Here is a 19441-nt window from a genome sequence, read left to right as displayed (position 1 = left end):
TTGCGATCCGAACACACCTTCATCAATTGTGGACGACGCGCGGCAACGAGCCTTGCGCCGGTGGCTCGGCATCCCCCGCTTTCTCTTTGCGAGAGAACGGGTTCGCCGGTAAAACTTGGGGCAAACGCCAGAGCAGCGCTTGGTGCGGGCGGAGGGACTCGAACCCCCACAACTTTCGTCACTGGAACCTAAATCCAGCGCGTCTACCAGTTCCGCCACGCCCGCGTGAGCTGCATCGATAGCCCGGCCGCGATGCCGCGGGCGGCGCGGCTTATACCACGCGCGAAACCGTCCGCAGCAAAAAAATGGGCCTTCGACAGCGCCATGGCCGGCCGGTCTGCCGAGCTCGCCGCACAGATAAGGGAAAACGAGATGATCCGCATCCCCCTCGCACCGCAATGTTTTGTCGCATGAGCGATCCTTTCGCGGGGGTCAGCCGCCGGGCCGTGCTCGGTGGCCTTGCCGCAGCCTGCGTCTCCTCTTTTCCCCGTTTGGCCCCGGCAGCCGAACGAATGTCCGTTCCCTTGGATGCCCGGAGCGAATCTCTGGCGCTCGGCGCCGGCCGTCCGCCGTCCCCGGCCTGGCAGCTCGCGGCCCGCACGCCGGTCGTGCGGCTGCCGCGCGGCAGCTTGGTCGATCTGGCGCTGGCCAATGGGCTTGGCATACCGGTGGCGCTGAGCGGCCGCGGCGTGGTCGCGCCGGCTCCGCTGCTGGTCCAGGCGCCGGTCGGCCCCGGTGGGCGCGCCGCCATTGCCGCCACTGCGGCCAGGGCCGGCACCGGCCTGCTCGATCTGCGCCTGCTCGCCGACGGCGCCGCCGCTCCGATCCGGCCGTTGCCTCTCATCGTCGATGAGGCCGCGGGGGTAACCACTGACCGCGACGAGGTTTTCCTGGTCGAGGACTTCAGGCTCAAGGCCGATGGAACGGCGCTGGCGCCCGGCACGGATGCCAAGGACGCCGAGCTGCTCTACACCGTGAACGGACAGCTCCAGCCCGACATCCCGCTGCGGGCGCAGGCGCGGGCCAGGCTGCGGTTCATCAATGGCTGCCAGCGCGCTGTGATCGCGATCAAAATCGCCGACATCGACGCCGTCCGCGTGATGGCGATCGACAGCCAGCCGGCGGAGCCATTCCTGGCTCGCAACGGCGCCGTGGTGCTGCCGCCGGGCGGCCGCACCGACGTGTTCATCGACATGCCCGCCGCCAAGGCGACGCTGCCGGTGCTGCTGCATGACGGCGCCGCGGCGCGGCCCATTGCCCGCCTGACGCTCTCCACCGAGCCGCCATTGCGCGCCGCCCCGCTGCCTCCGCCGGACGCCCTGCCCTCGAACGGACTGCCCGACAAGCTCGACCTGCGGACCGCCATTCGCGCCGAGCTGACGCTCGAAGGTCCCGACTGGCGTCCGCCCGCCCAGTTCACCGCCTCCAGCGCGGCCGCCTTCCAGGCCAAGGCCGGCCGTGTCGTGGTGTTGGCGCTCGCCAACAAGACGGCCAGCAGCATCGTGGTCCATCTGCATGGCCAGCCGTTCCGGCTGCTCGACCGGCTCGACGACGGCTGGAAGCCATATTGGCTCGACACGCTGGCGCTGGAAGCCGGGCAAACCCAGCGCGTCGCCTTCCAGGCCGAGACGGCCGGCCGGTTCCTGATCGAGAGCATGGCCACCAACTGGGCGGCGCCGCGCCAGCTGCGATGGTATGAGATCAGGTGAGGAAACGAACCCGAAGGGATCACACCCATGACCACTGCCGCAATTATCGGCGTCAAGGCGCGCGCCGTCGTGACCCCCATGAAGCGCCCCTTGCGCAACGCCTTCGGCATCATCGATTCCGGCCCGCTGGTCTTGATCGACGTCACGACCGATCAGGGGGTTACCGGCCACTCCTACCTCTTCGCCTACACCAGGCTCGCGCTGAAGCCGCTGGTGCTGCTGGTCGAGGAGATCGGCCGCGAGCTCACCGGCAAGGCGCTGGTCCCGTTCGAGCTGATGAAGCTCATGGACGCCAAATTCCGCCTGCTCGGCTGGCAGGGCCTGGTCGGCATGGCCGTATCAGGCCTCGACATGGCGTTCTGGGACGCGCTGGGACAGATCGCGGGCAAGCCTGTCGTCGAGCTGCTCGGCGGCAGCGTGCGGCCGATCCCTGCCTATGACAGCTATGGCGTGCTCGATGCCAAGGCGGACGAGCGGACCTTGCGCGCCGCGCGCAACGAGCACGGCTTCCGCGCCATCAAGACCAAGGGCGGCCACGGCGACCTCGCGACCGACGAAGCGATGATCGAGGGCCTGCGCGCCCTGCTCGGCCCGGACATGGCACTGATGCTGGACTTCAACCAGTCGCTCGATCCCACGGAGGCCACGCGCAGAATCAGCCGCCTTGCCATTTACGACCTGACCTGGATCGAGGAGCCGGTGCCGCAGGAAAATCTCTCCGGCCATGCCCGGGTGCGCGAGCGCTCGGAGATTCCGATCCAGGCCGGCGAGAACTGGTGGTTTCCGCGCGGCTTCGCGGAAGCGATCGCGGCCGGGGCCTCCGACTTCATCATGCCCGATCTGATGAAGGTCGGCGGCATCACCGGTTGGCTCAACGTCGCAGGCCAAGCCGACGCCGCCTCGATCCCGATGTCGAGCCACATCCTGCCCGAAGCGAGCGCACACGTGCTGGCGGTGACGCCGACGGCGCACTGGCTGGAGGTGCTGGACTTCGCCGGCGCCATCCTCGCCGAACCGCTTGATGTCATCGACGGCAAGGTGACCGCGCGTGGCCCGGGCCTCGGGCTCGCCTGGAACGAGAGCGCAGTGGCGAAGTATCAGATCACATGAGCAATGGTGCACTGAGTGAGACGCGTCGGCATCACCACACTCAAGCTGTCATCGCCCGGCTTGACCGGGCGATCCAGTACTCCGAGACGTCTGTGATTGAATCGATGGGCCTCGGCGTACTGGATGCCCGCATTCGCGGGCATGACAGTCTTTGCCGTCAATACTCGATCCCGAACCCGTCATACAGCCGCCGGAACACCGCAGGCAGCGTCTCCGTCAGATCCTCCGCGATCAGCCCGGGCCCCGCCTCGGAGCCGGTCTCGCCATGCATCCAGACGCCGATGCAGGCGGCCTCGAACGCCGGGACGCCTTGCGCCAGCAGCCCTGCGATGATGCCGGCGAGGACGTCGCCGGCGCCGGCGGTGGCGAGCCAGGGCGGCGCGTTGGCGGCGATCGCGGCGCGACCGTCCGGCGCGGCGACCGTGGTGTCGGCGCCCTTCAGAAGCACGACCGCGCCACAGCGCGCGGCCGCGTCACGCACGCGCTCCAGCTTGGAGCGGCCGGGATGCTTGTTGCTCAGATCCGAGAACAGCCGCGGGAATTCGCCCTCGTGCGGCGTCAGCACGACCTGCGCGTCCGGCAATGCCCTGATCTGCTCGAACAGCCGGGCCGGCGCATCCGCAAAGCTCGTCAGCGCATCCGCATCCAGCACCAGATGGCGCTGCGCCGACAGCGCGGTGAAGACGACGTCGCGCGTCCGTTCGTTGACACCCGCACCGGGCCCGATGATGCAGGTGTTGTAGCGCTTGTCGCCGAGCAGCTCGCCGAACTCGATGGCCGTATCGGCAGCGCGCACCATCACGGCCGTCAGCGCCGTGGCGTTGACCATGAGCGCGTCGCGTGGCGAGGCCAGCGTCACGAGGCCGGCGCCGGCGCGCAGCGCCGCCCGCGCCGCCATGCGCGCGGCACCCGTCGCGGTCATGTCGCCGGACACCGCCAGCACATGGCCGCGCGCATATTTGTGGCCGTCGATGCGTGGCACGGGAAAGCGGCTGTGCCAGAGCTCGGGCTCGTTCTCGAACGCCTGCGGCTTGATCTCGCCGAGCACCTGGGGATCGATGCCGATGTCGGCGAGCCGGACTTGCCCGCAATGCTGCCGGCCAGGCAGCAACAGATGCGCCGGCTTCTTGCGGAAGAAGGTCACCGTCTCGGTCGCGCGCACCGCGATGCCCATGACCGCCGCCGTGGTGCCGTTGATGCCGCTCGGCAGGTCGACCGCGAGGACGGGGGCGCCATTGGCATTGATGGCGGCAATCACGTCATGCGGCTCGCCGGTGACGGGACGGCTGAGACCGGCCCCGAACAGCGCATCGATGATCAGCGCCGGCCGGCCGATCGCCTGTGGCGTGAACGGCAGCACAGGGAATTTCCAGCCCCTGGCGGCGGAAGCGGCGTCGCCCTGCAGCGCATCGCGCTCGCACATCAGGATGACTGAGACCTCGCGGCCCTGCGCGGCGAGCTCGGCGGCCGCGACGAAGCCGTCGCCGCCATTGTTGCCGGGTCCGCACACCACCAGGATCGGCCCCTCCTCGACCAGGTCCATCGCGGCTGCGGCCACGGCCTGGCCGGCGCTCAGCATCAGCGAAAAGCCGGGCGTGCCGGCCGCGATCGTCAGCCGGTCAGCACGTTCCATTTCGCTCGTGGTCAACACTTCCATTGCTGCTCATGTCCCCGGAGCCGCCTCGTGCCGGCTGCTCGATCTCCGCCGTGGGCCGCCACGGTGCGCCGTCATTCCCCAACCGGTGCGCGCACCGCCGCATCCTGCCACTCTATTGCCGTGCCCGGCGGCAAGTTCCAAGAGCGCTTGCGCCCTCCGACGGCCGATCAAACAATCACGATCGCCTTTTCCCTGAGCATTTGGGCCAGCGCGCGGATGCCCCGTCGACATCTGCACAACTTGTAACCCGTTTGCCTAATTCGCGGGCTTCGGTATTCTGGGCACTCCCTTGGGGAATCGTTGGGTCCGCTCGAAAGGCCCGGATATCCGCTCGATTTGGCCTCGTTAACGACTTGGCATAGACCCTGCTTTTGTGGAGCCACTTCGGCACGGGGCAAGACGGGCTGTCAATCACCGGGCCTCCGCCGGAGAGTGTCAGGCCCGGTAACGAAGCAATCGAACGACCTGCACATTGGCGCAGCCTGACGATGACCCACCTGTTTTTTATAGCGGAATGCCCGGGAGGCGCTCAGTGAAGAAGATCGAAGCCATCATCAAGCCGTTCAAGCTCGACGAGGTGAAGGAGGCGCTTCAGGAGGTGGGGCTTCAGGGCATTACCGTGACCGAGGCCAAGGGTTTCGGCCGCCAGAAGGGACATGCGGAGCTCTATCGCGGCGCCGAATACATCGTCGACTTCCTGCCCAAGGTGAAGATCGAGATCGTGATCGGCGACGACCTGGTCGAGCGCGCGATCGAGGCGATCCGCCGCGCCGCCCAGACCGGCCGCATCGGCGACGGCAAGATCTTCGTCTCCAACATCGAGGAAGCCATCCGCATCAGAACCGGGGAATCCGGGCTGGACGCGATCTAGCTCGGCGCGCGAGGCTTGGACCGGCACCCCGCGCCAAGCCTCCCGGAGAGAACAATTGCTGCGCAGGCAGCCCCGACGGCAGCTCAGGCGTCCTCTGCGAGGCGCTTGCACGCGGCCGTTTTGGCGTTTCCGATATTGTCTTGGACCACAGGCGAGGCTATGGAGCATGACCCGCGGACGCCGTCCCGCGCGCCGGGCCGTGACGCTATAATCCAAGAGGGGTATTCATGAAGACCGCAAAAGACGTCTTGAAGGCAATCAAGGACAACGACGTCAAATACGTCGACCTGCGTTTCACCGACCCGCGCGGCAAGTGGCAGCACGTGACCTTCGACGTCAGCATGATCGACGAAGACATCTTCGCCGAAGGCACGATGTTCGACGGCTCCTCGATCGCCGGCTGGAAAGCGATCAACGAGTCCGACATGTGCCTGATGCCCGACCCGGTCACCGCGACGATCGATCCGTTCTTCGCCGAAACGACCATGATCATCACCTGCGACGTGCTCGAGCCGACCACCGGCGAGCCCTACAACCGCGACCCCCGCGGTATCGCCAAGAAGGCCGAGGCGATGGTGAAGTCGATGGGCGTGGGCGACAGCGTGTTCGTCGGCCCGGAAGCCGAATTCTTCGTGTTCGACGACGTGCGCTACAGCTCCTCGCCCTACAACACCGGCTTCCGCCTCGACTCCTCGGAGCTGCCGACCAATTCCGACACCGAGTACGAGGGCGGCAATCTCGGCCACCGCATCCGCACCAAGGCCGGCTACTTCCCGGTCCCGCCGCAGGACTCGGTGCAGGACATGCGCTCGGAGATGCTCGGCGCCATGGCGCGCATGGGCGTCAAGGTCGAGAAGCACCATCACGAGGTCGCTTCTGCCCAGCACGAGCTCGGCATGAAGTTCGACACGCTGACGCTGATGGCCGACCAGATGCAGATCTACAAGTACTGCATCCACCAGGTCGCGCACATCTATGGCAAGACCGCCACCTTCATGCCGAAGCCGGTGTATGGCGACAATGGCTCGGGCATGCACGTCCACCAGTCGATCTGGAAGGACGGCAAGCCGGTGTTCGCGGGCAACAAGTATTCCGACCTGTCGGAGACCTGCCTGTCCTACATCGCCGGCATCATCAAGCACGCCAAGGCCATCAACGCCTTCACCAACCCGTCGACCAACTCCTACAAGCGTCTGGTCCCGGGCTATGAGGCGCCGGTGCTGCTCGCCTACTCCGCGCGCAACCGCTCGGCCTCGTGCCGCATCCCCTACACCTCCTCGCCGAAGGCCAAGCGCGTCGAGGTCCGCTTCCCCGATCCGCTCGCCAACCCCTATCTCGGCTTCGCCGCGATGCTGATGGCCGGCCTCGACGGCGTGAAGAACAAGCTCGATCCGGGCCCGGCGATGGACAAGGATCTCTACGACCTGCCGAAGGAAGAGCTGAAGCAGATCCCGACCGTCTGCGGTTCGCTCCGTGAGGCGCTCGAGAACCTGGACAAGGACCGCGCCTTCCTCAAGGCCGGCGGCGTGTTCGACGACGACTTCATCGACAGCTACATCGCGCTGAAGATGACCGAGGTCGAGCGCTTCGAAATGACCCCGCACCCGGTCGAGTTCGACATGTACTACTCGGGCTGATCGCCCGACACAGATCGGCGGATCACGAAGGCGCCCCTCGCGGGGCGCCTTTTGTTTGCGGTCTCTGCCTTTCCCCTATTTTTCAGGAAATATGACGACGATCTGCTCGACCACCGGCCCCCATTTGCGCACCTCGGCCTTGTCGGATGAAACCCGATCTGCGGCCGGCGCACGATCGTCCCTACCCTTGCCGAAGCGAACCTCAAGGAAGCAGCCGCCCGGCAAAGGACGGCCGAGTGCGCCGCCCTTCCAGTCCACGACGAAGCCGCCGCCATCGGTGAAGAACTCGCGGATCAGAAACGGCCTGCCGTTGATCTTCTGCACCTCGGCCAAGGTCGAGCCGAGCGTGACGCCGGCAACGTTCCAATGGCTCGTTGTGGAGTCGATCAAGGTGAGGCGCGAGACCCGGCGCATCGTCTCGTCGGTAAAGCCGATCTCGATCCGCAACTCCGGCGACTTCGGCGACAGCACGACGCCCTGATAGGTGATGTCCTCCACACCGGTGTATAGCTTGTCGTCGAGCACCGCTTGATCGCCATAGCGCTGCAGCAGGCTCTTGGCGGAGTCCTCGACCGACACCGGCGCGGTGCAGGTGATCGGCCCGTCAGCCGGCGGCGCCGCCTGCACCGATCCCGGTGCCGCGAGGAGCATCAAGAGAACGATCGCGTGGCGCATGCAGGTCCCTGGTCAAACGCAAGCAGCTTACCATCGCTCCGTGGCGAATCCGCGCCGATCGGCCTTGCGGCAGGCACCTTGTTTAACGGGCACCGCTCCATCCCATCTCAAAGAAACGCGGCGAGCTTCTGATAGAGCTCTCGTTGCGCCGCAGCCGCGCCGAATTTTATTTTGGCGCCGAACGCCGGGTCGAGGTGATCGAACGATCTGCCGACCACGTTTTCGATCCGCTCGAAGTACCACTTGCCCTTCTCGATCGAGACTCTGGACAGAAACCCTTCACCACCGACCGGCTCCGGATGATGGGTGAAGGGAAGAAACTGCGATATCGCGCTCACCGCGCCGTCATTATCGCGCCATGCTTCGATCTGCAGCTGCGAGGTCGTGTGCCAGTTCGGCAGCGGAAGCGCCCCGGCTGAGAAGTCGTCCCTGTCCGCCTGGTAGATCGCGGTGGCGTGCAACAGCGGGTTGATCCCGATGTAGCGAACGGGCAGTTCGATGCCGAGCACCGACCGGTTCTCCGGCGTGCTCGTGACAAGGGAGAAATAATAGGTGGTAGGGTTGGTGGAGAAGCCGGCGTTCGCGGCGCGGCAGCCCGACAGCGTCAGATCGCACGCGAGATTGTCCTGACCGCTCACGAAGGCTGTCCTGTCCGCCCATTGCTCCAGCCACAACTCCGGTGTGGGACCTCCCGACACCATCATGGCAAGCGCGAGCGCCGCGTCGATCAGCCGTCCGGGATTCTGCTCCAGCTTGCCCGTGACCGGGTCGCAGCCGAACATGTAGGTCAAGGTCGACCCGTTCAGCACGCCCGAGATGCAGACCACCGCCTCGATCCAATCGGCGCTCGATCCAACTCCGAAGAAGTCCCGGGCGAGCAGCTGCTGCAAGGCAAGACAGGTATGAGCTCCTGCGCTGTGGCCGACCAGAATGACCGGGTTGTCTGCCGACCAGTCGGACAACAGCGGCTGAGGCGGAACCTGTCTCCTCTCGCTCCGCGCCACGACCGAGCGTTTGGCCGGGTCGTTGCTCACACCCGCGGCCCCGCAATATTGAAAGTCGCCACCCTTGATCTGGGCGAACACTTCGCAGGCACGATCGTGAAACGAGCTGACCGGTCCGCATTTCACTTCATGCGCCTCGAAACGAGACCCTGCGAACTGCGCGAGCGCGTCGCCCCAATAGGACAACGGCAGCTCGTTCTCGCCCCAGCCGAAGATGCCGTGAACGAAGATGATCTTGCGGGATTTCAGGTTCAGACTCATTGCCAACCCTCCCCGGCGCAGTTGCTACGCTTTCCTGCTCAAGCAGGATCCATCGCCATCACTTCGCGGCGAAATTGACGCTGATCTCGGTCACGACAGGCGCGAACTTCACCAGCGCCGGATTGTCGGATGACACCTTCACGCCATCGCCCGACAACGCCCTCGGCGTATTTCCATCCTTGCCGAAGCGCAGCGTGATCGAGCAGCCGCCCGGCAGAATGCGTCCGAGCGTGCCGTTCTTGAAGTCGGTGACGAAGCCGCCATAGTCCCAGCCGAAGCCGCTCACCACGAACGGCTTGCCGTTGGCCTTCTGGACTTCGGCGAGGCTGGCGCCGATCGAAATGCCGGCAACGCTCCAGCGGCTGGTCTTCGCCGTATCACGCAAGGTCAGACCTGACACAGCATTCATCTTGTCTTCGATGAACGCGATCTCGATGCGCCGGTCCATGGCTTTCGGAAACAGCACGAGGCCCTTGGACGTTTCGCCCTCGGCGCCGGGCAGGTCCTGCACCACGGCGTCATTGCCATAGCGCTGCTTCAGGCTCTTCAGGGAGTCCGTGGCGGCGACGGGCAGCGAACAGGTGATCGGCCCTTCGACTGGCGGTGTGCTCTGGGCGAGAGCTGGAGAGGCCATCACCAGAGCTGCAGCGATCAAGACATGGCGCATCCAGGAACCCTTGCGACGAGGACATGATGATGTGGTCCTGCAGCTTGGTCTGCCTCGACGCGTCCTGGGTTCAGCTCCGACGTCAGGAGGACAGGTGGCGCTTCTTCACCGCCGCCCCGAACGCCTCGAACAGCTTCCGATTGATCGGGTTCTGCTGCGGATCGTACTCGGCGTGCCATTGCACGCCGAGCGCAAAGCTCGGGGCCTCGGCGATGCGGATGGCTTCGATGGTGCCATCCTCGGCGATACCCTCGATGACGACGCGATCGCCGGGCTCGAGGATGCCCTGCCCGTGCAGCGAATTGACCTTGATGGCGTCGCAGCCGAGGATCGTGGCGAAGGCGCCGCCCGGCGTCAGCCGCACTTCGTGGCGGTCGGCGAAGACGACGGTGGGATCGGGATGGATCTCGCCATTCTCCAGCCGGGGCATGCGATGGTTCATGCGGCCGGGAATTTCGCGGATCTCCGGATGCAGCGAGCCGCCGAAGGCGACGTTCATCTCCTGCAGGCCGCGGCAGATGCCGAACAGCGGGATGCCTCTGGCGACGCAGGCTTCAGAGAGCCGCAGCGCCACCTCGTCGCGATGGACGTCGTAGGGCTCGTGCTTGAGGCTGGGCTCCGTGTTGAAACGGGTCGGGTGCACATTGGCGCGGGCCCCGGTCAGCACCACGCCATCGACGATTTCGAGCAGCGCGCCGATGTCGGTAATCTCGGGGACGCCGGCAAACATCAGCGGCAGCGCGCCCGCGACCTCGGCCACGGCGCTCAAATTACGCTCGCCCACCATCTGCACGGTGAACCTGTTCTCGACGCGATGGCTGTTGCCGATCACGCCGACCACCGGACGCTTCATGGCCCTCGTTTCCGTTTCTCTCCCGCAGGCACAAATCATGCCTCTGCAAATCATGCCTCTCTCGCGAAGCCGGATCAACATATGACCGCGCGGGTCCCCAATGCCAATTCCGGACAACCCCGCGGCTTCCGCCCGTGAAACGATCCCCGAAGCCTGCGCTTGATCCGCCAGCGGTTTTCGCCAATGTGGGAGGGCCGATCAGCACAGAGGACGCCTCATGCCCCCCCCCGCAGACCCACGCCTTCAGGCCCGCAGCGACCTGGCCTGGGCCATTACCGTGGGCGGCATCGGGGTGATCCTGTTCCTGGCGGCGCTGGCCTTCAGCTGGTATTACGCTGCGGCGCTGTTCCTGCTGTTCTCCGGCATGCTGCTCGGCGTCGCGCTCAATGCCATGACCAGCCTGCTCGGCCGCGTGCTGCCCTGGCCGCATCCGGTGCGGCTTGCCATCGTCTGCGTTGCGCTCGCGGCCGTGCTGGCCGGCATCGTCTTCCTGGGCGGCACCACCATCGCGGACCAGGCCAAGGTGCTGAGCGACACGATCAAGTCGCAGCTCGGCAACATCAAAGGCTTCCTCGACCGCAACGGCATCGACACCAGCTTCTTCGATTTCAACGCCGCCAACACGGCCACCGCCGCCCCCGATGGCGGCTCGACCACGCCGACGCAAGCCCCGTCCCATGGCCTGCCGGGCGGCCTGCCCTCGCCGAGCGCGCTGGCCTCCTCCGGCGGCGCCATCGTCAGCCAGACCTTCAAGCTGCTGCTGGGCACCGTCAGCGCCGTCGGCAACTTCTTCATCGTGTTGTTCCTGGGGCTGGCCTTCGCGGCGCAGCCCGCAGTCTATCGCAGCGGGTTGCTGTTCCTGGCGCCGGCGAAGTACCGCGACCAGGCAACCGTGATCGTTGATCGCATCAGCTATACGCTGGAGCGCTGGCTGATCGCCCAGATCACGACCATGTTCGCAGTGTTTCTCGTGACCTGGATCGGGCTTGCCATCATCGGCGTCCAGAGCTCGTTCATCCTGGGCATCCAGGCCGGCCTGCTCGCCTTCATTCCGACCGTCGGCGCCATCATCGCGGGCGTCATCGTGGTGCTGGCGAGCCTTGCCTCAGGCTGGGTCGCGGCGGTCTCTGCCTTCGTGCTGTTCCTCGGCGTCCACGCGATGGAAAGCTACGTGCTGACGCCGCTGATCCAGCGCCAGGCCCTGGATATCCCGCCGGCGACGCTGTTCGCGTTTCAGATCCTGCTCGGCATCGTGTTCGGCGTCTGGGGCCTGACCCTGGCGCTGCCGCTGATGGCGATCGCCAAGGTCATGATCGACTATTTCAAGAGCGACCGCCACACCGAGGACGCCGCGGCCGCGATCTGAGCGTCAGCCTTTCGCTGTTCAGCCGGCCGGCATCGCGGTCTCGACCAGCTTGGCCCAATAGCTGATGCCGTGCGGAATCACCTCGTCGTTGAAATCATATTCGGGGTGATGCACGCCGGCCCCCTCGCCGATGCCCATGAACACGAACGCGCCGGGACGTACCTGGAGCATGTAGGCGAAATCCTCGCCGCCGAGCCGGGGTGGCATGTCGGTCTTGACCTGATCATTTCCGACGACGCTGCGCGCCACGTCCGCCGCGAACGCGGTCTGCTCGGCGTGATTGATCACGACCGGATAGCCCCATTCGTAGTCGATCTCGACCTCGACACCCATGCCGTTGGCGAGCCCCGTCACGACGCTCTTGAAGCGCTCGTCCATCAAACGGCGGATATCCTCGTCGAGCGTGCGCACGGTGCCACCGATGACAGCGGTCTGCGGAATGATGTTGTCGGCCGTGGTCCCCGCATGGAAGCGCGTGATCGACAGCACCGCGCTCTCGACCGGATCGACGTTGCGCGCCACGATCGTCTGCAGCGCAGTCACGATCTGGGCGCCGGCGATGATCGGATCGACGCATTTGTTCGGCCGCGCGGCATGGCCGCCGAGACCCTTCAGGCGCACCTCGAAGGTGTCGGCCGCGGCCATGATGGCACCGGTGCGCGTCGCGACGGTTCCGAGCGGGAGGCCCGGCGCATTGTGCAGGCCGTAGACCTCCTCGATGCCGAAGCGCTCCATCATGCCGTCATCGACCATGGCACGGCCGCCGGCCCCGCCTTCCTCGGCCGGCTGGAAAATGACGACGGCGGTGCCGGCGAAGTTGCGGGTCTCGGCGAGATAGCGCGCAGCGCCCAGCAGCATCGCGGTATGACCGTCATGTCCGCAGGCGTGCATCTTGCCTGGAATGGTCGATTTGTGCGGGATGTCGCTGACTTCCTGCAGCGGCAGCGCATCCATGTCGGCGCGGAGGCCGATCACCCGTTGCGACGGCTCGCGGCCGCGGATCACGCCGACGACGCCGGTCCGGCCGATGCCGGTGACGACCTCGTCGACACCGAACGAGGTCAGCAGTTCGGCGACGCGCGCCGCCGTCCGATGCACCTCGTAGAGCAGTTCGGGATGCTGGTGGAAATCGCGGCGCCAGACCTTGGCGTCTTCGGCGAGCTCGGCGGCGCGGTTGATGATCGGCATAAATTGTCCCAGGTGATGAAGCGTGCGGCTGCGCTTCTGAGCTTCGGCTAAGCCCGCGGCAAGATCGAAACCAAGGCCCGGATCGCGGGAGACTCGTAGTGCCGTCGTCTGGCGACGAGCGACGCCCGTCATTGCACGTGGAGCGCGGGCAAAAGACAAGCCACATCTGCTCATGCGAGGTTGCGCGCGCTGCATCCCAGCAACGGGTCACGCACTATCCAACGGCTGTATCAATCCGGGACGCACCAAAAAGGCTGTGGCGCTTGCCACCGAGGTTCTGTGCGACGTCGTGACACGAGGCCCCACATCCGATTTGCAGCAGGCGCGCAGACATCGGGCTGGACAGCGCTTCTCGGCATCGTAAATTGGAACTGTCTCGCTGGGCCGCAGCCCAGCCGCTCTCCGGTCAACGACGTCCTCGAATAGATGGACAGGTCAGTCATGCAACACGTGTCCGGCGACGCGATGCGCCGTCGCGTCGTGATGTCCTCGACCATCGGCAATGCCCTCGAATGGTTCGACTTCACCGTGTTCGGGCTGTTCGCCGCCATCATCGGCAAGCTGTTCTTTCCTGCCGACGATCCGATGGCATCCCTGCTCTCCACCTTCGCGATCTTCGGAATCGCCTTTGCCGCGCGGCCACTCGGCGGGCTCGTGTTCGGCCTCTACGCCGACAGCTACGGGCGCAAGAAGGCGCTCGTCGTGATGATCACGCTGATGGCTTTCGGCACCGGCCTGATCGGCGTGCTTCCGACCTATGCGTCCGTCGGCATCGTCGCCCCTATTCTCCTGCTGCTCGCCCGCCTGATCCAGGGATTTTCTGCCGGCGGCGAATTCGGCTCGGCGAGTGCCATGCTGATCGAGTTCGCGCCTGAAGGCCGCAAGGGCTTCTACGGTGCCTTTCAAACGGTGTCGCAAGCGCTCGCCTTCGCCCTCGGCGCGATGATGGCCGTCATGCTCGGCAAGACCCTGTCGCCTGCGGATTTCGCCAGTTGGGGTTGGCGGGTGCCGTTCATCCTGGGAATCCTGATCGGACCGGTCGGCTGGTATCTGCGCCGCAGATGCGAAGAATCGCCGGAATTCCAGGCCTATCTGACCGAGAAGGCGGCCAGCGCGGCTCCCTCGAGAAAAACCACCCTCGGCCAGCTCTTCACGAAGCATCCGCGCGAGTTGCTGGCGTCGTTCGGACTGATCGCAGCCGGCACCGCGATCTACTATGTCGGCGGGGTGTTCCTGCCGGCCTATGCCGCGAGCGAACTCAAACTGCCACTGAGCGATGCGCAGCTCGGGCTGCTTGCGGTCAGCCTCGCCAATGTGCCACTCGGTCTCGCATCGGGCCTGCTCTCGGACAAAATCGGACGCCGCGGAGTCATCGTGCCTGCGCTGCTGCTCTATCCGATCCTCTATTACGTGCTGTTCAAGCAGCTGGTGGCGGAGCCGACCACCGCCCATTTGTGGCAGCTGCAGGCGGTCGGCCTGATCCTCGGCGTTCTCGGCGGCGCCGTGCCGGCATTCATGACCGAGATCTATCCCGTCGGCGTCCGCGCCACGGGAGCATCGCTGATGTACAATTTCGGCGTCATGCTGTTCGGCGGCCTTGCGCCGTTCATCAACACCTGGATGGTGCAGACCACGGGCGACAAGACTGCGCCGGTCTACTACATCATGTTCGCCGCCGCGGTCGGCCTGCTCGGCATGGCCGTCTATCGCAGGAGAGCGTGAGCTCGCAGCTCGCGCGCGAGATTCGCACGCGCCTGCCGGTCGAGCGCGGCAGCAAAATCCGCATCCGGATAGATCACCGGCCGGTTTGCGAACCGCTCCAGCACGGCGGCGCGCCCGGCGCGGTAGGCCTCATCCGGCACATGGGCATATTCGCGCCGGATCGCATCCGCATAGGCGTCGTAGCTGGCCTCGTCGGCGCCGAGAATGGCGAGATCGATCGAGACGAGCAGCGCACCGAGCCGGTCATCGGGCGCGACATTGTGCGTCCGAGTCAGCCGGATCAGGCGTCCGACCTCGTCACGCAGCCCGGCCACGACGTGACGCTCGGCGAGGAGCGCGCTCTGCTCTTCATTGTCGGGCCGCGTGGGATCATAGACAACATCGTGCCACCAGATCGCCAGGGTCAGGATCTCACGGTCGCGGACGCTGAGGTCCGCGACGCGATCGAGCCATCCGAGGCAATCCTGGACGTGGCGAAGATCGTGGTAGTGCCGCCCCGGTGCAGAGTAGGCTTCGACCAGATCGTCATGCGTCATGCTGGAGTTCCGTCCGGAGCAGCGGACACACGCGGTCTCAGCCGGCCGAGGTCAGCACAGTCTCGGTGTGCTCGACATCCGGAGGCGCGGCGAAATACTGCCCGACCAGGCCGCGCCACTCGGTGAAGTTCTCCGAGCCGCGGAAATCCACGGTGTGGTTTTCCAGCGTCTCCCATTTCACCATCAGGCGGTAGCGCTGCGGCTTCTCGACCGACTTGTGCAGCTCGAAGCCGTGAAACCCCTTGGAGCGTCCGAAGGCAGCGCGCGCCTTGGCCACCGCGGCCTCGAAATCCTTCTCCGTGCCCGGCTTGACGTCGATCTGGGCGATTTCCGTGATCATGGTCTGTCGGCCTCCCTCGTTGTCTGGAGACCGTGTCTAGCCCAGACGGAAGTCGAGAGAAAGCCGCGCCTTGCCGGCCAAGGACTCAGTTGGAAATGACCGCCTGCTCCGGCTGAACCCGCGGCATCGCGACAGCTGCGCGCTGCCGGCGGTAGCGGTCCAGCGACAGCGGCAGCTCGGCCGACGCCTCGACACGGTTACGCCCCGAACGCTTGGCCTTGTAGAGCGCGGTGTCGGCGGCCGCGAGCAGCACGTCGAGCTCGGTGCAGGCCGGCCCGCCGGCGACGCCGATGCTGACGGTGGTATCGACCGGCTTGTCCTCGCACACCACGCCGGAGGCCGCGAATGCTTCACGGACACGCTCGGCCGCGACCATTGCCTCATCGATCGAGCAGGGCAAAAGTGCTGCGAACTCCTCGCCGCCGATCCGACCCGAAAGATCGGTGAGGCGCAGATTGTCGACCACGACCTTCGCAAACAGCTTCAGGACCTCGTCGCCCTCGGCATGACCGAAGCTGTCGTTGATCGACTTGAAATGATCGATGTCGAAGATCAGAACGCTGACCGGCCGCTGCTCGCGCGCCTCGCGATCGATCATCTGCGCACAGGCATCGGCGAAGCCGCGCCGGTTGAGCAGCCCGGTGAGAGGATCGGTGGTCGCCGCGCGCTTGTGGGCGCTGACGATGCGCTCCGACACCAGCATGAAGATCACGAACACGGTGCCGACGGCATAGAGCACGAGCTCGATCGAGAAGATCGTCACCCAGGCCGCAGCGAATGCGCCATCGGAATCGCGCAGCACGTTGCCGAGCAGGATCGGGAGCATCAGGACGAAGCCGTGCATCACCGGCACGATCAGCGCCGGCCAGCGCTTGTGCAGCGTCCGCCGCCGCTCCTGCCACAGCTCGGCGGCCGTCAGCGTTGCGTAGATCACGACGAGCGCGGCGCCGATCGTCAGTCGCAGTGCCTGCGCCGAGGGATCGATCAGCATGCCGCCCACGATCCAGACGGTCGCGCCGAGCGCGAGCCCCGGCCCGCTGGGCGATTTGCCGTGGAACACGCGGGCCGCATTCCACACCATGGCGGTGGCGATCAGCCCGATCGAACTCAGGACCAGCGACACCACCTCGCCATAGAGCTCGCCGACCAGCGTCCACAGCGCGATCGCGACGGCGCCGAGAATGTAGGCCGCGCCCCACCAGCGCAGCGCCGGCGTGTTCTCCTGTCGGCCGAAATGGAGCAACATGGCGCCAAGCAGCGCCGCGACCATCGTCGCTACGATGTCGAGGGTCATGCTGTCGAGCGCCATCCATCACCTCGGTTGCTGTGGCGGCGCGGAAACTTTGGTTAGCGCAGCCTTGTCACGATCAACCTAGCGGGCGGTTTGTTGGAAAGAGGTTTGCCTGGGATACCAACTTTTCTCGAAAAGCTAGACGCAACTCGTCGGCAAATTGCTGCGTAAAGTGCAGCAAACAGGAATCAAAAAGACGAGCAAGTGCTCGACGGCAGCGCCCGCTTTGATTGCAAAATCCCCAACGATGCCAACGACAGTTGCGGACCGTGGGTGCTGAATCAAGGACTTCCCGGTTCTGCTGCACGGCTCATGGAAACGAAAAGAAACCTTCTCAAATTTGAGATCATATCTCCCTAACACATTCCCGCCGCGGCGCGATCCGCCGCTCATGGTGGGAACGAGAATGTCTTTCGACGACGATTCATCAAACGACAAGCAGGTGGCGCGCGGACCGGAGACGGCCCACGGCATGGACCGACGCACGCTGCTGCGCAACGCGATGGGGGTTTCCGCGCTGGGCCTCGGCGCCAGCCTGCTGCCCGGCCAGGCCGCGCACGCGCATTGGCGCATGCATCCTCACCATCATCACGTCACGACCAGCTTCGCGCTCGCCGTCCTCCCCGATACGCAGTTCTACTCCCGTTATGCGACGTCGGAAGAAGGCCAGGCCTATCAGCGCCAATATGGCAGCACGCCCTACCCGGCGCAGACGCAGTTCATCGTCGACAATGCCGCGAAGTATCACATCCCGTTCACGATCCATCTCGGCGACGTCGTCGACCAGTCCAAGCATCCGCAGCAATGGGCGGTTGCGGACGCCGCGATGAAGCTGCTGGAGAACGCCGGACGGCCGTATTCGGTGCTGGCCGGCAATCACGACGTGCTGCAGGCGCTGGAGTTCGAGAGCGCGGCAAGCCAGAGCGCGGGCACCGATGCGCAGCGCGGCACGTCCGAGCCGTATTTGTCCTGGTTTCCGGCCAGCCGCGCCGCGAAGCAGCGCACGTTCCTGGAGCGTCATCCGAGCGGCTGGCACGAGGCGCATGTGTTCCACGCCTGCGGCGTCAGCTTCATGGTGCTGTCGCTGTCCTGGCGCGCCTCGGACGACGCCATCGCCTGGGCGCGCAGCATGATCGCGCGCCACCCGATGTTTCCTGTCATCCTGGCCAATCACCAGCTGCTCAACATCGCCAATGAAGGCACGAGCCCGCTCGAGGTCGCCTACGGCCAGTATCTCTGGGAGAAGCTGATCCGCAGCAACGACCAGATCTTCATGACCCTGAACGGCCACTACCATGGCGGCGCGCTGCTGACGAAGGTCAACGACTTCCACAATCCCGTGTTCGAGATGGTCGTCGACTACCAGATGGCCTATCAGGGCGGCAACGGCCTGATGCGGCTGTACGAGTTCGACTTCACGGCCAACAAGATCGACGTCGCCTCGTTCTCGCCCTGGGTGGTCGAGAAGCCGAAGGACAGCCTCAAGCAGTTCGACCGCGCCTGGCTGACGGAGGACAATCACGAGTTCTCCATCGACATCGACTTCCGCCGGCGCTTTTCGCGCTTCACCAATTTCTGTCACCTGCCGGCCTTCGCCGGCACGCCGATCCTGCCACGCGTCAAGCAGGATCTCTACGCCAACTACACCGAAGCGCCGGAGCCGGTGGTGGTGCCGCCCGCGAACGCGCAGGACTATTCCCTTGTCGCCGAGACCGTGGCGCATTGGCGGATCGACACTAACGCGATCGGCAAGGCCGTTGCGGCCGGCACTGCGCTGTCGGACCTCACCGCGGCGAACCCGATGCAGCGCGCCTCGCTCGCGGGCGCCGCCCAGGTCGCCGACGTCGTCTTCACCGCCGACAAGCATCGCCTATCGTCAGCGCCGGGCAGCGTCCAGTTCCTCAACACCACCAAGCAGGGTGCAGGCCGCTTCAGCTGGTTCACGACCGCGGCCAACGCGCCGATCAACGCCGCGACGTTCGCATCCGGCTACACGGTCGAGGCCTTCATCAAGATCGATCCGAACTGGAAGGCCGCCGACCACGCCTGGTGCAACATCCTGACCCGCTTCGGCAATCGCGGCTGGCTGCCGGGTTATGCCGGCGGTGATCCGGAATCGCCGCCGATCCTGTTCGCGATCTCGAATTTGCGCGAAGTGCAGTGGGAGATCGTGCCGTCGAGTTCGACCAAGCAGCCGCAGACCGACTGGTCCGGCGAGATCATGCTCGACACCTGGTATCACCTCGCCATCGTCAACGATCCCGCCGATAATTCCACCGTGCTCTACATCGAGGGCGCGCCCGTCGTGCGCAGCGTGATCGGCGGCAATGGCATCGCGAGCGTGGCGGCGTCCCAGCCCTGGGCGCTCGGCTGCGGCTGGTGGGATCGCGCGCCGTCCGACGGCTTCATCGGCAGCATCGGCGAGGTCCGCGTGGTGTCGAAGCCGCTGGCGCCGAGCCAGTGGCTGACCGCGCGCCGCGCCAGCGCCTGATCCGCGCAACGTCACAAACAAAACGGGCGCCCGCAAGGGCGCCCGTACGTATGTGAAGCTGAT

General features: G+C 65.6%; 16 protein-coding genes and 1 tRNA gene. 7 read left to right on the top strand and 10 right to left on the bottom strand.

Annotated features, from left to right (window positions below; genetic code table 11):
- Positions 1-140: 140 nt before the first annotated feature.
- Positions 141-225, bottom strand: a tRNA-Leu gene (locus tag S58_RS16610).
- Between the two features lie 173 nt (positions 226-398).
- Between S58_RS16610 and S58_RS16605 the strand changes: the two genes are divergently transcribed.
- Positions 399-1709 carry a multicopper oxidase domain-containing protein gene (locus tag S58_RS16605; RefSeq protein WP_042339659.1) on the top strand — a complete coding sequence of 437 codons (1311 nt, stop codon included), beginning with the start codon at positions 399-401 and terminating at the stop codon, positions 1707-1709.
- 27 nt (positions 1710-1736) lie between these two features.
- Entirely contained in the window at positions 1737-2819 is a 1083-nt protein-coding gene (locus S58_RS16600; RefSeq protein WP_015666500.1) for an enolase C-terminal domain-like protein, read from the top strand.
- 157 nt (positions 2820-2976) lie between these two features.
- On the opposite strand, the gene S58_RS16595 is transcribed toward S58_RS16600, so the two are convergent.
- Positions 2977-4476 carry a bifunctional ADP-dependent NAD(P)H-hydrate dehydratase/NAD(P)H-hydrate epimerase gene (locus S58_RS16595; protein ID WP_015666499.1) on the bottom strand — a complete coding sequence of 500 codons (1500 nt, stop codon included), beginning with the start codon at positions 4474-4476 and terminating at the stop codon, positions 2977-2979.
- Between the two features lie 532 nt (positions 4477-5008).
- Between S58_RS16595 and S58_RS16590 the strand changes: the two genes are divergently transcribed.
- Together S58_RS16590 and glnA are read left to right on the top strand one after the other, a co-directional pair.
- Positions 5009-5347, top strand: a complete 339-nt coding sequence (locus S58_RS16590) for a P-II family nitrogen regulator (protein WP_009027873.1) — start codon at positions 5009-5011, stop codon at positions 5345-5347.
- A 227-nt stretch (positions 5348-5574) separates the two neighbouring features.
- A complete protein-coding gene (gene glnA, locus S58_RS16585) occupies positions 5575-6984 on the top strand; it encodes a type I glutamate--ammonia ligase (protein WP_015666498.1) in 1410 nt (469 codons plus the stop codon).
- A gap of 75 nt (positions 6985-7059) precedes the next feature.
- On the opposite strand, the gene S58_RS16580 is transcribed toward glnA, so the two are convergent.
- From S58_RS16580 to S58_RS16565, 4 genes are all read right to left on the bottom strand, one after another.
- Entirely contained in the window at positions 7060-7659 is a 600-nt protein-coding gene (locus tag S58_RS16580) for a hypothetical protein (protein WP_015666497.1), read from the bottom strand.
- Between the two features lie 107 nt (positions 7660-7766).
- Positions 7767-8924, bottom strand: a complete 1158-nt coding sequence (locus tag S58_RS16575) for a lipase-like domain-containing protein (RefSeq protein WP_015666496.1) — start codon at positions 8922-8924, stop codon at positions 7767-7769.
- 58 nt (positions 8925-8982) lie between these two features.
- Positions 8983-9591: a hypothetical protein gene (locus tag S58_RS16570; protein ID WP_042339652.1), complete on the bottom strand. Its 609-nt coding sequence runs from the start codon at positions 9589-9591 to the stop codon at positions 8983-8985.
- 82 nt (positions 9592-9673) lie between these two features.
- Positions 9674-10444, bottom strand: a complete 771-nt coding sequence (locus tag S58_RS16565; protein ID WP_015666494.1) for a gamma-glutamyl-gamma-aminobutyrate hydrolase family protein — start codon at positions 10442-10444, stop codon at positions 9674-9676.
- Between the two features lie 217 nt (positions 10445-10661).
- Here S58_RS16565 and S58_RS16560 point away from each other — a divergent pair, with 217 nt between their 5' ends.
- Positions 10662-11810 carry an AI-2E family transporter gene (locus S58_RS16560; protein WP_015666493.1) on the top strand — a complete coding sequence of 383 codons (1149 nt, stop codon included), beginning with the start codon at positions 10662-10664 and terminating at the stop codon, positions 11808-11810.
- Positions 11811-11828: 18 nt separating this feature from the next.
- Here the strand turns inward: S58_RS16560 and S58_RS16555 are convergent, their stop codons facing one another.
- Positions 11829-12998, bottom strand: coding sequence for a M20 aminoacylase family protein (locus S58_RS16555; protein ID WP_015666492.1), 1170 nt, complete (start codon positions 12996-12998; stop codon positions 11829-11831).
- 441 nt (positions 12999-13439) lie between these two features.
- Between S58_RS16555 and S58_RS16550 the strand changes: the two genes are divergently transcribed.
- The gene (locus S58_RS16550) at positions 13440-14720 is read left to right on the top strand and encodes an MFS transporter (protein ID WP_015666491.1); all 1281 of its coding nucleotides are present in this window, start codon (positions 13440-13442) and stop codon (positions 14718-14720) included.
- Here the strand turns inward: S58_RS16550 and S58_RS16545 are convergent.
- From S58_RS16545 to S58_RS16535, 3 genes are all read right to left on the bottom strand, one after another.
- On the bottom strand, positions 14702-15256 hold the full coding sequence (locus S58_RS16545; protein ID WP_015666490.1) for an HD domain-containing protein: 555 nt from the start codon (positions 15254-15256) through the stop codon (positions 14702-14704). The two genes, S58_RS16550 and S58_RS16545, sit on opposite strands and share 19 nt — an antisense overlap.
- Before the next feature lie 37 nt (positions 15257-15293).
- Positions 15294-15596: an antibiotic biosynthesis monooxygenase family protein gene (locus S58_RS16540; RefSeq protein WP_015666489.1), complete on the bottom strand. Its 303-nt coding sequence runs from the start codon at positions 15594-15596 to the stop codon at positions 15294-15296.
- Between the two features lie 85 nt (positions 15597-15681).
- Positions 15682-16905, bottom strand: a complete 1224-nt coding sequence (locus S58_RS16535; protein WP_015666488.1) for a GGDEF domain-containing protein — start codon at positions 16903-16905, stop codon at positions 15682-15684.
- Positions 16906-17293: 388 nt separating this feature from the next.
- On the opposite strand from S58_RS16535, the gene S58_RS16530 reads away from it, so the two are divergent.
- Complete coding sequence (locus S58_RS16530; protein ID WP_015666487.1) at positions 17294-19378, top strand: LamG-like jellyroll fold domain-containing protein; 2085 nt, start codon at positions 17294-17296, stop codon at positions 19376-19378.
- Positions 19379-19441: the final 63 nt, after the last annotated feature.

The sequence above is a fragment of the Bradyrhizobium oligotrophicum S58 genome (genome assembly GCF_000344805.1).
Classification (GTDB): Bacteria; Pseudomonadota; Alphaproteobacteria; order Rhizobiales; family Xanthobacteraceae; genus Bradyrhizobium; species Bradyrhizobium oligotrophicum.
Note: the sequence above shows the minus strand (reverse complement) of the source record. Positions and strands in the feature narration are given on the sequence as shown.

What these genes read in the sequence shown, in the direction of transcription:
- S58_RS16605 (WP_042339659.1), top strand. Translation starts at nt 399, where the DNA reads ATGTTTTGTCGCATGAGCGATCCTTTCGCGGGGGTCAGCCGCCGGGCC.
- S58_RS16600 (WP_015666500.1), top strand. Translation starts at nt 1,737, where the DNA reads ATGACCACTGCCGCAATTATCGGCGTCAAGGCGCGCGCCGTCGTGACC.
- S58_RS16595 (WP_015666499.1), bottom strand. Translation starts at nt 4,476, where the DNA reads ATGGAAGTGTTGACCACGAGCGAAATGGAACGTGCTGACCGGCTGACG.
- glnA (WP_015666498.1), top strand. Translation starts at nt 5,575, where the DNA reads ATGAAGACCGCAAAAGACGTCTTGAAGGCAATCAAGGACAACGACGTC.
- S58_RS16580 (WP_015666497.1), bottom strand. Translation starts at nt 7,659, where the DNA reads ATGCGCCACGCGATCGTTCTCTTGATGCTCCTCGCGGCACCGGGATCG.
- S58_RS16575 (WP_015666496.1), bottom strand. Translation starts at nt 8,924, where the DNA reads ATGAGTCTGAACCTGAAATCCCGCAAGATCATCTTCGTTCACGGCATC.
- S58_RS16570 (WP_042339652.1), bottom strand. Translation starts at nt 9,591, where the DNA reads ATGCGCCATGTCTTGATCGCTGCAGCTCTGGTGATGGCCTCTCCAGCT.
- S58_RS16565 (WP_015666494.1), bottom strand. Translation starts at nt 10,444, where the DNA reads ATGAAGCGTCCGGTGGTCGGCGTGATCGGCAACAGCCATCGCGTCGAG.
- S58_RS16560 (WP_015666493.1), top strand. Translation starts at nt 10,662, where the DNA reads ATGCCCCCCCCCGCAGACCCACGCCTTCAGGCCCGCAGCGACCTGGCC.
- S58_RS16555 (WP_015666492.1), bottom strand. Translation starts at nt 12,998, where the DNA reads ATGCCGATCATCAACCGCGCCGCCGAGCTCGCCGAAGACGCCAAGGTC.
- S58_RS16550 (WP_015666491.1), top strand. Translation starts at nt 13,440, where the DNA reads ATGCAACACGTGTCCGGCGACGCGATGCGCCGTCGCGTCGTGATGTCC.
- S58_RS16545 (WP_015666490.1), bottom strand. Translation starts at nt 15,256, where the DNA reads ATGACGCATGACGATCTGGTCGAAGCCTACTCTGCACCGGGGCGGCAC.
- S58_RS16540 (WP_015666489.1), bottom strand. Translation starts at nt 15,596, where the DNA reads ATGATCACGGAAATCGCCCAGATCGACGTCAAGCCGGGCACGGAGAAG.
- S58_RS16535 (WP_015666488.1), bottom strand. Translation starts at nt 16,905, where the DNA reads ATGGCGCTCGACAGCATGACCCTCGACATCGTAGCGACGATGGTCGCG.
- S58_RS16530 (WP_015666487.1), top strand. Translation starts at nt 17,294, where the DNA reads ATGTCTTTCGACGACGATTCATCAAACGACAAGCAGGTGGCGCGCGGA.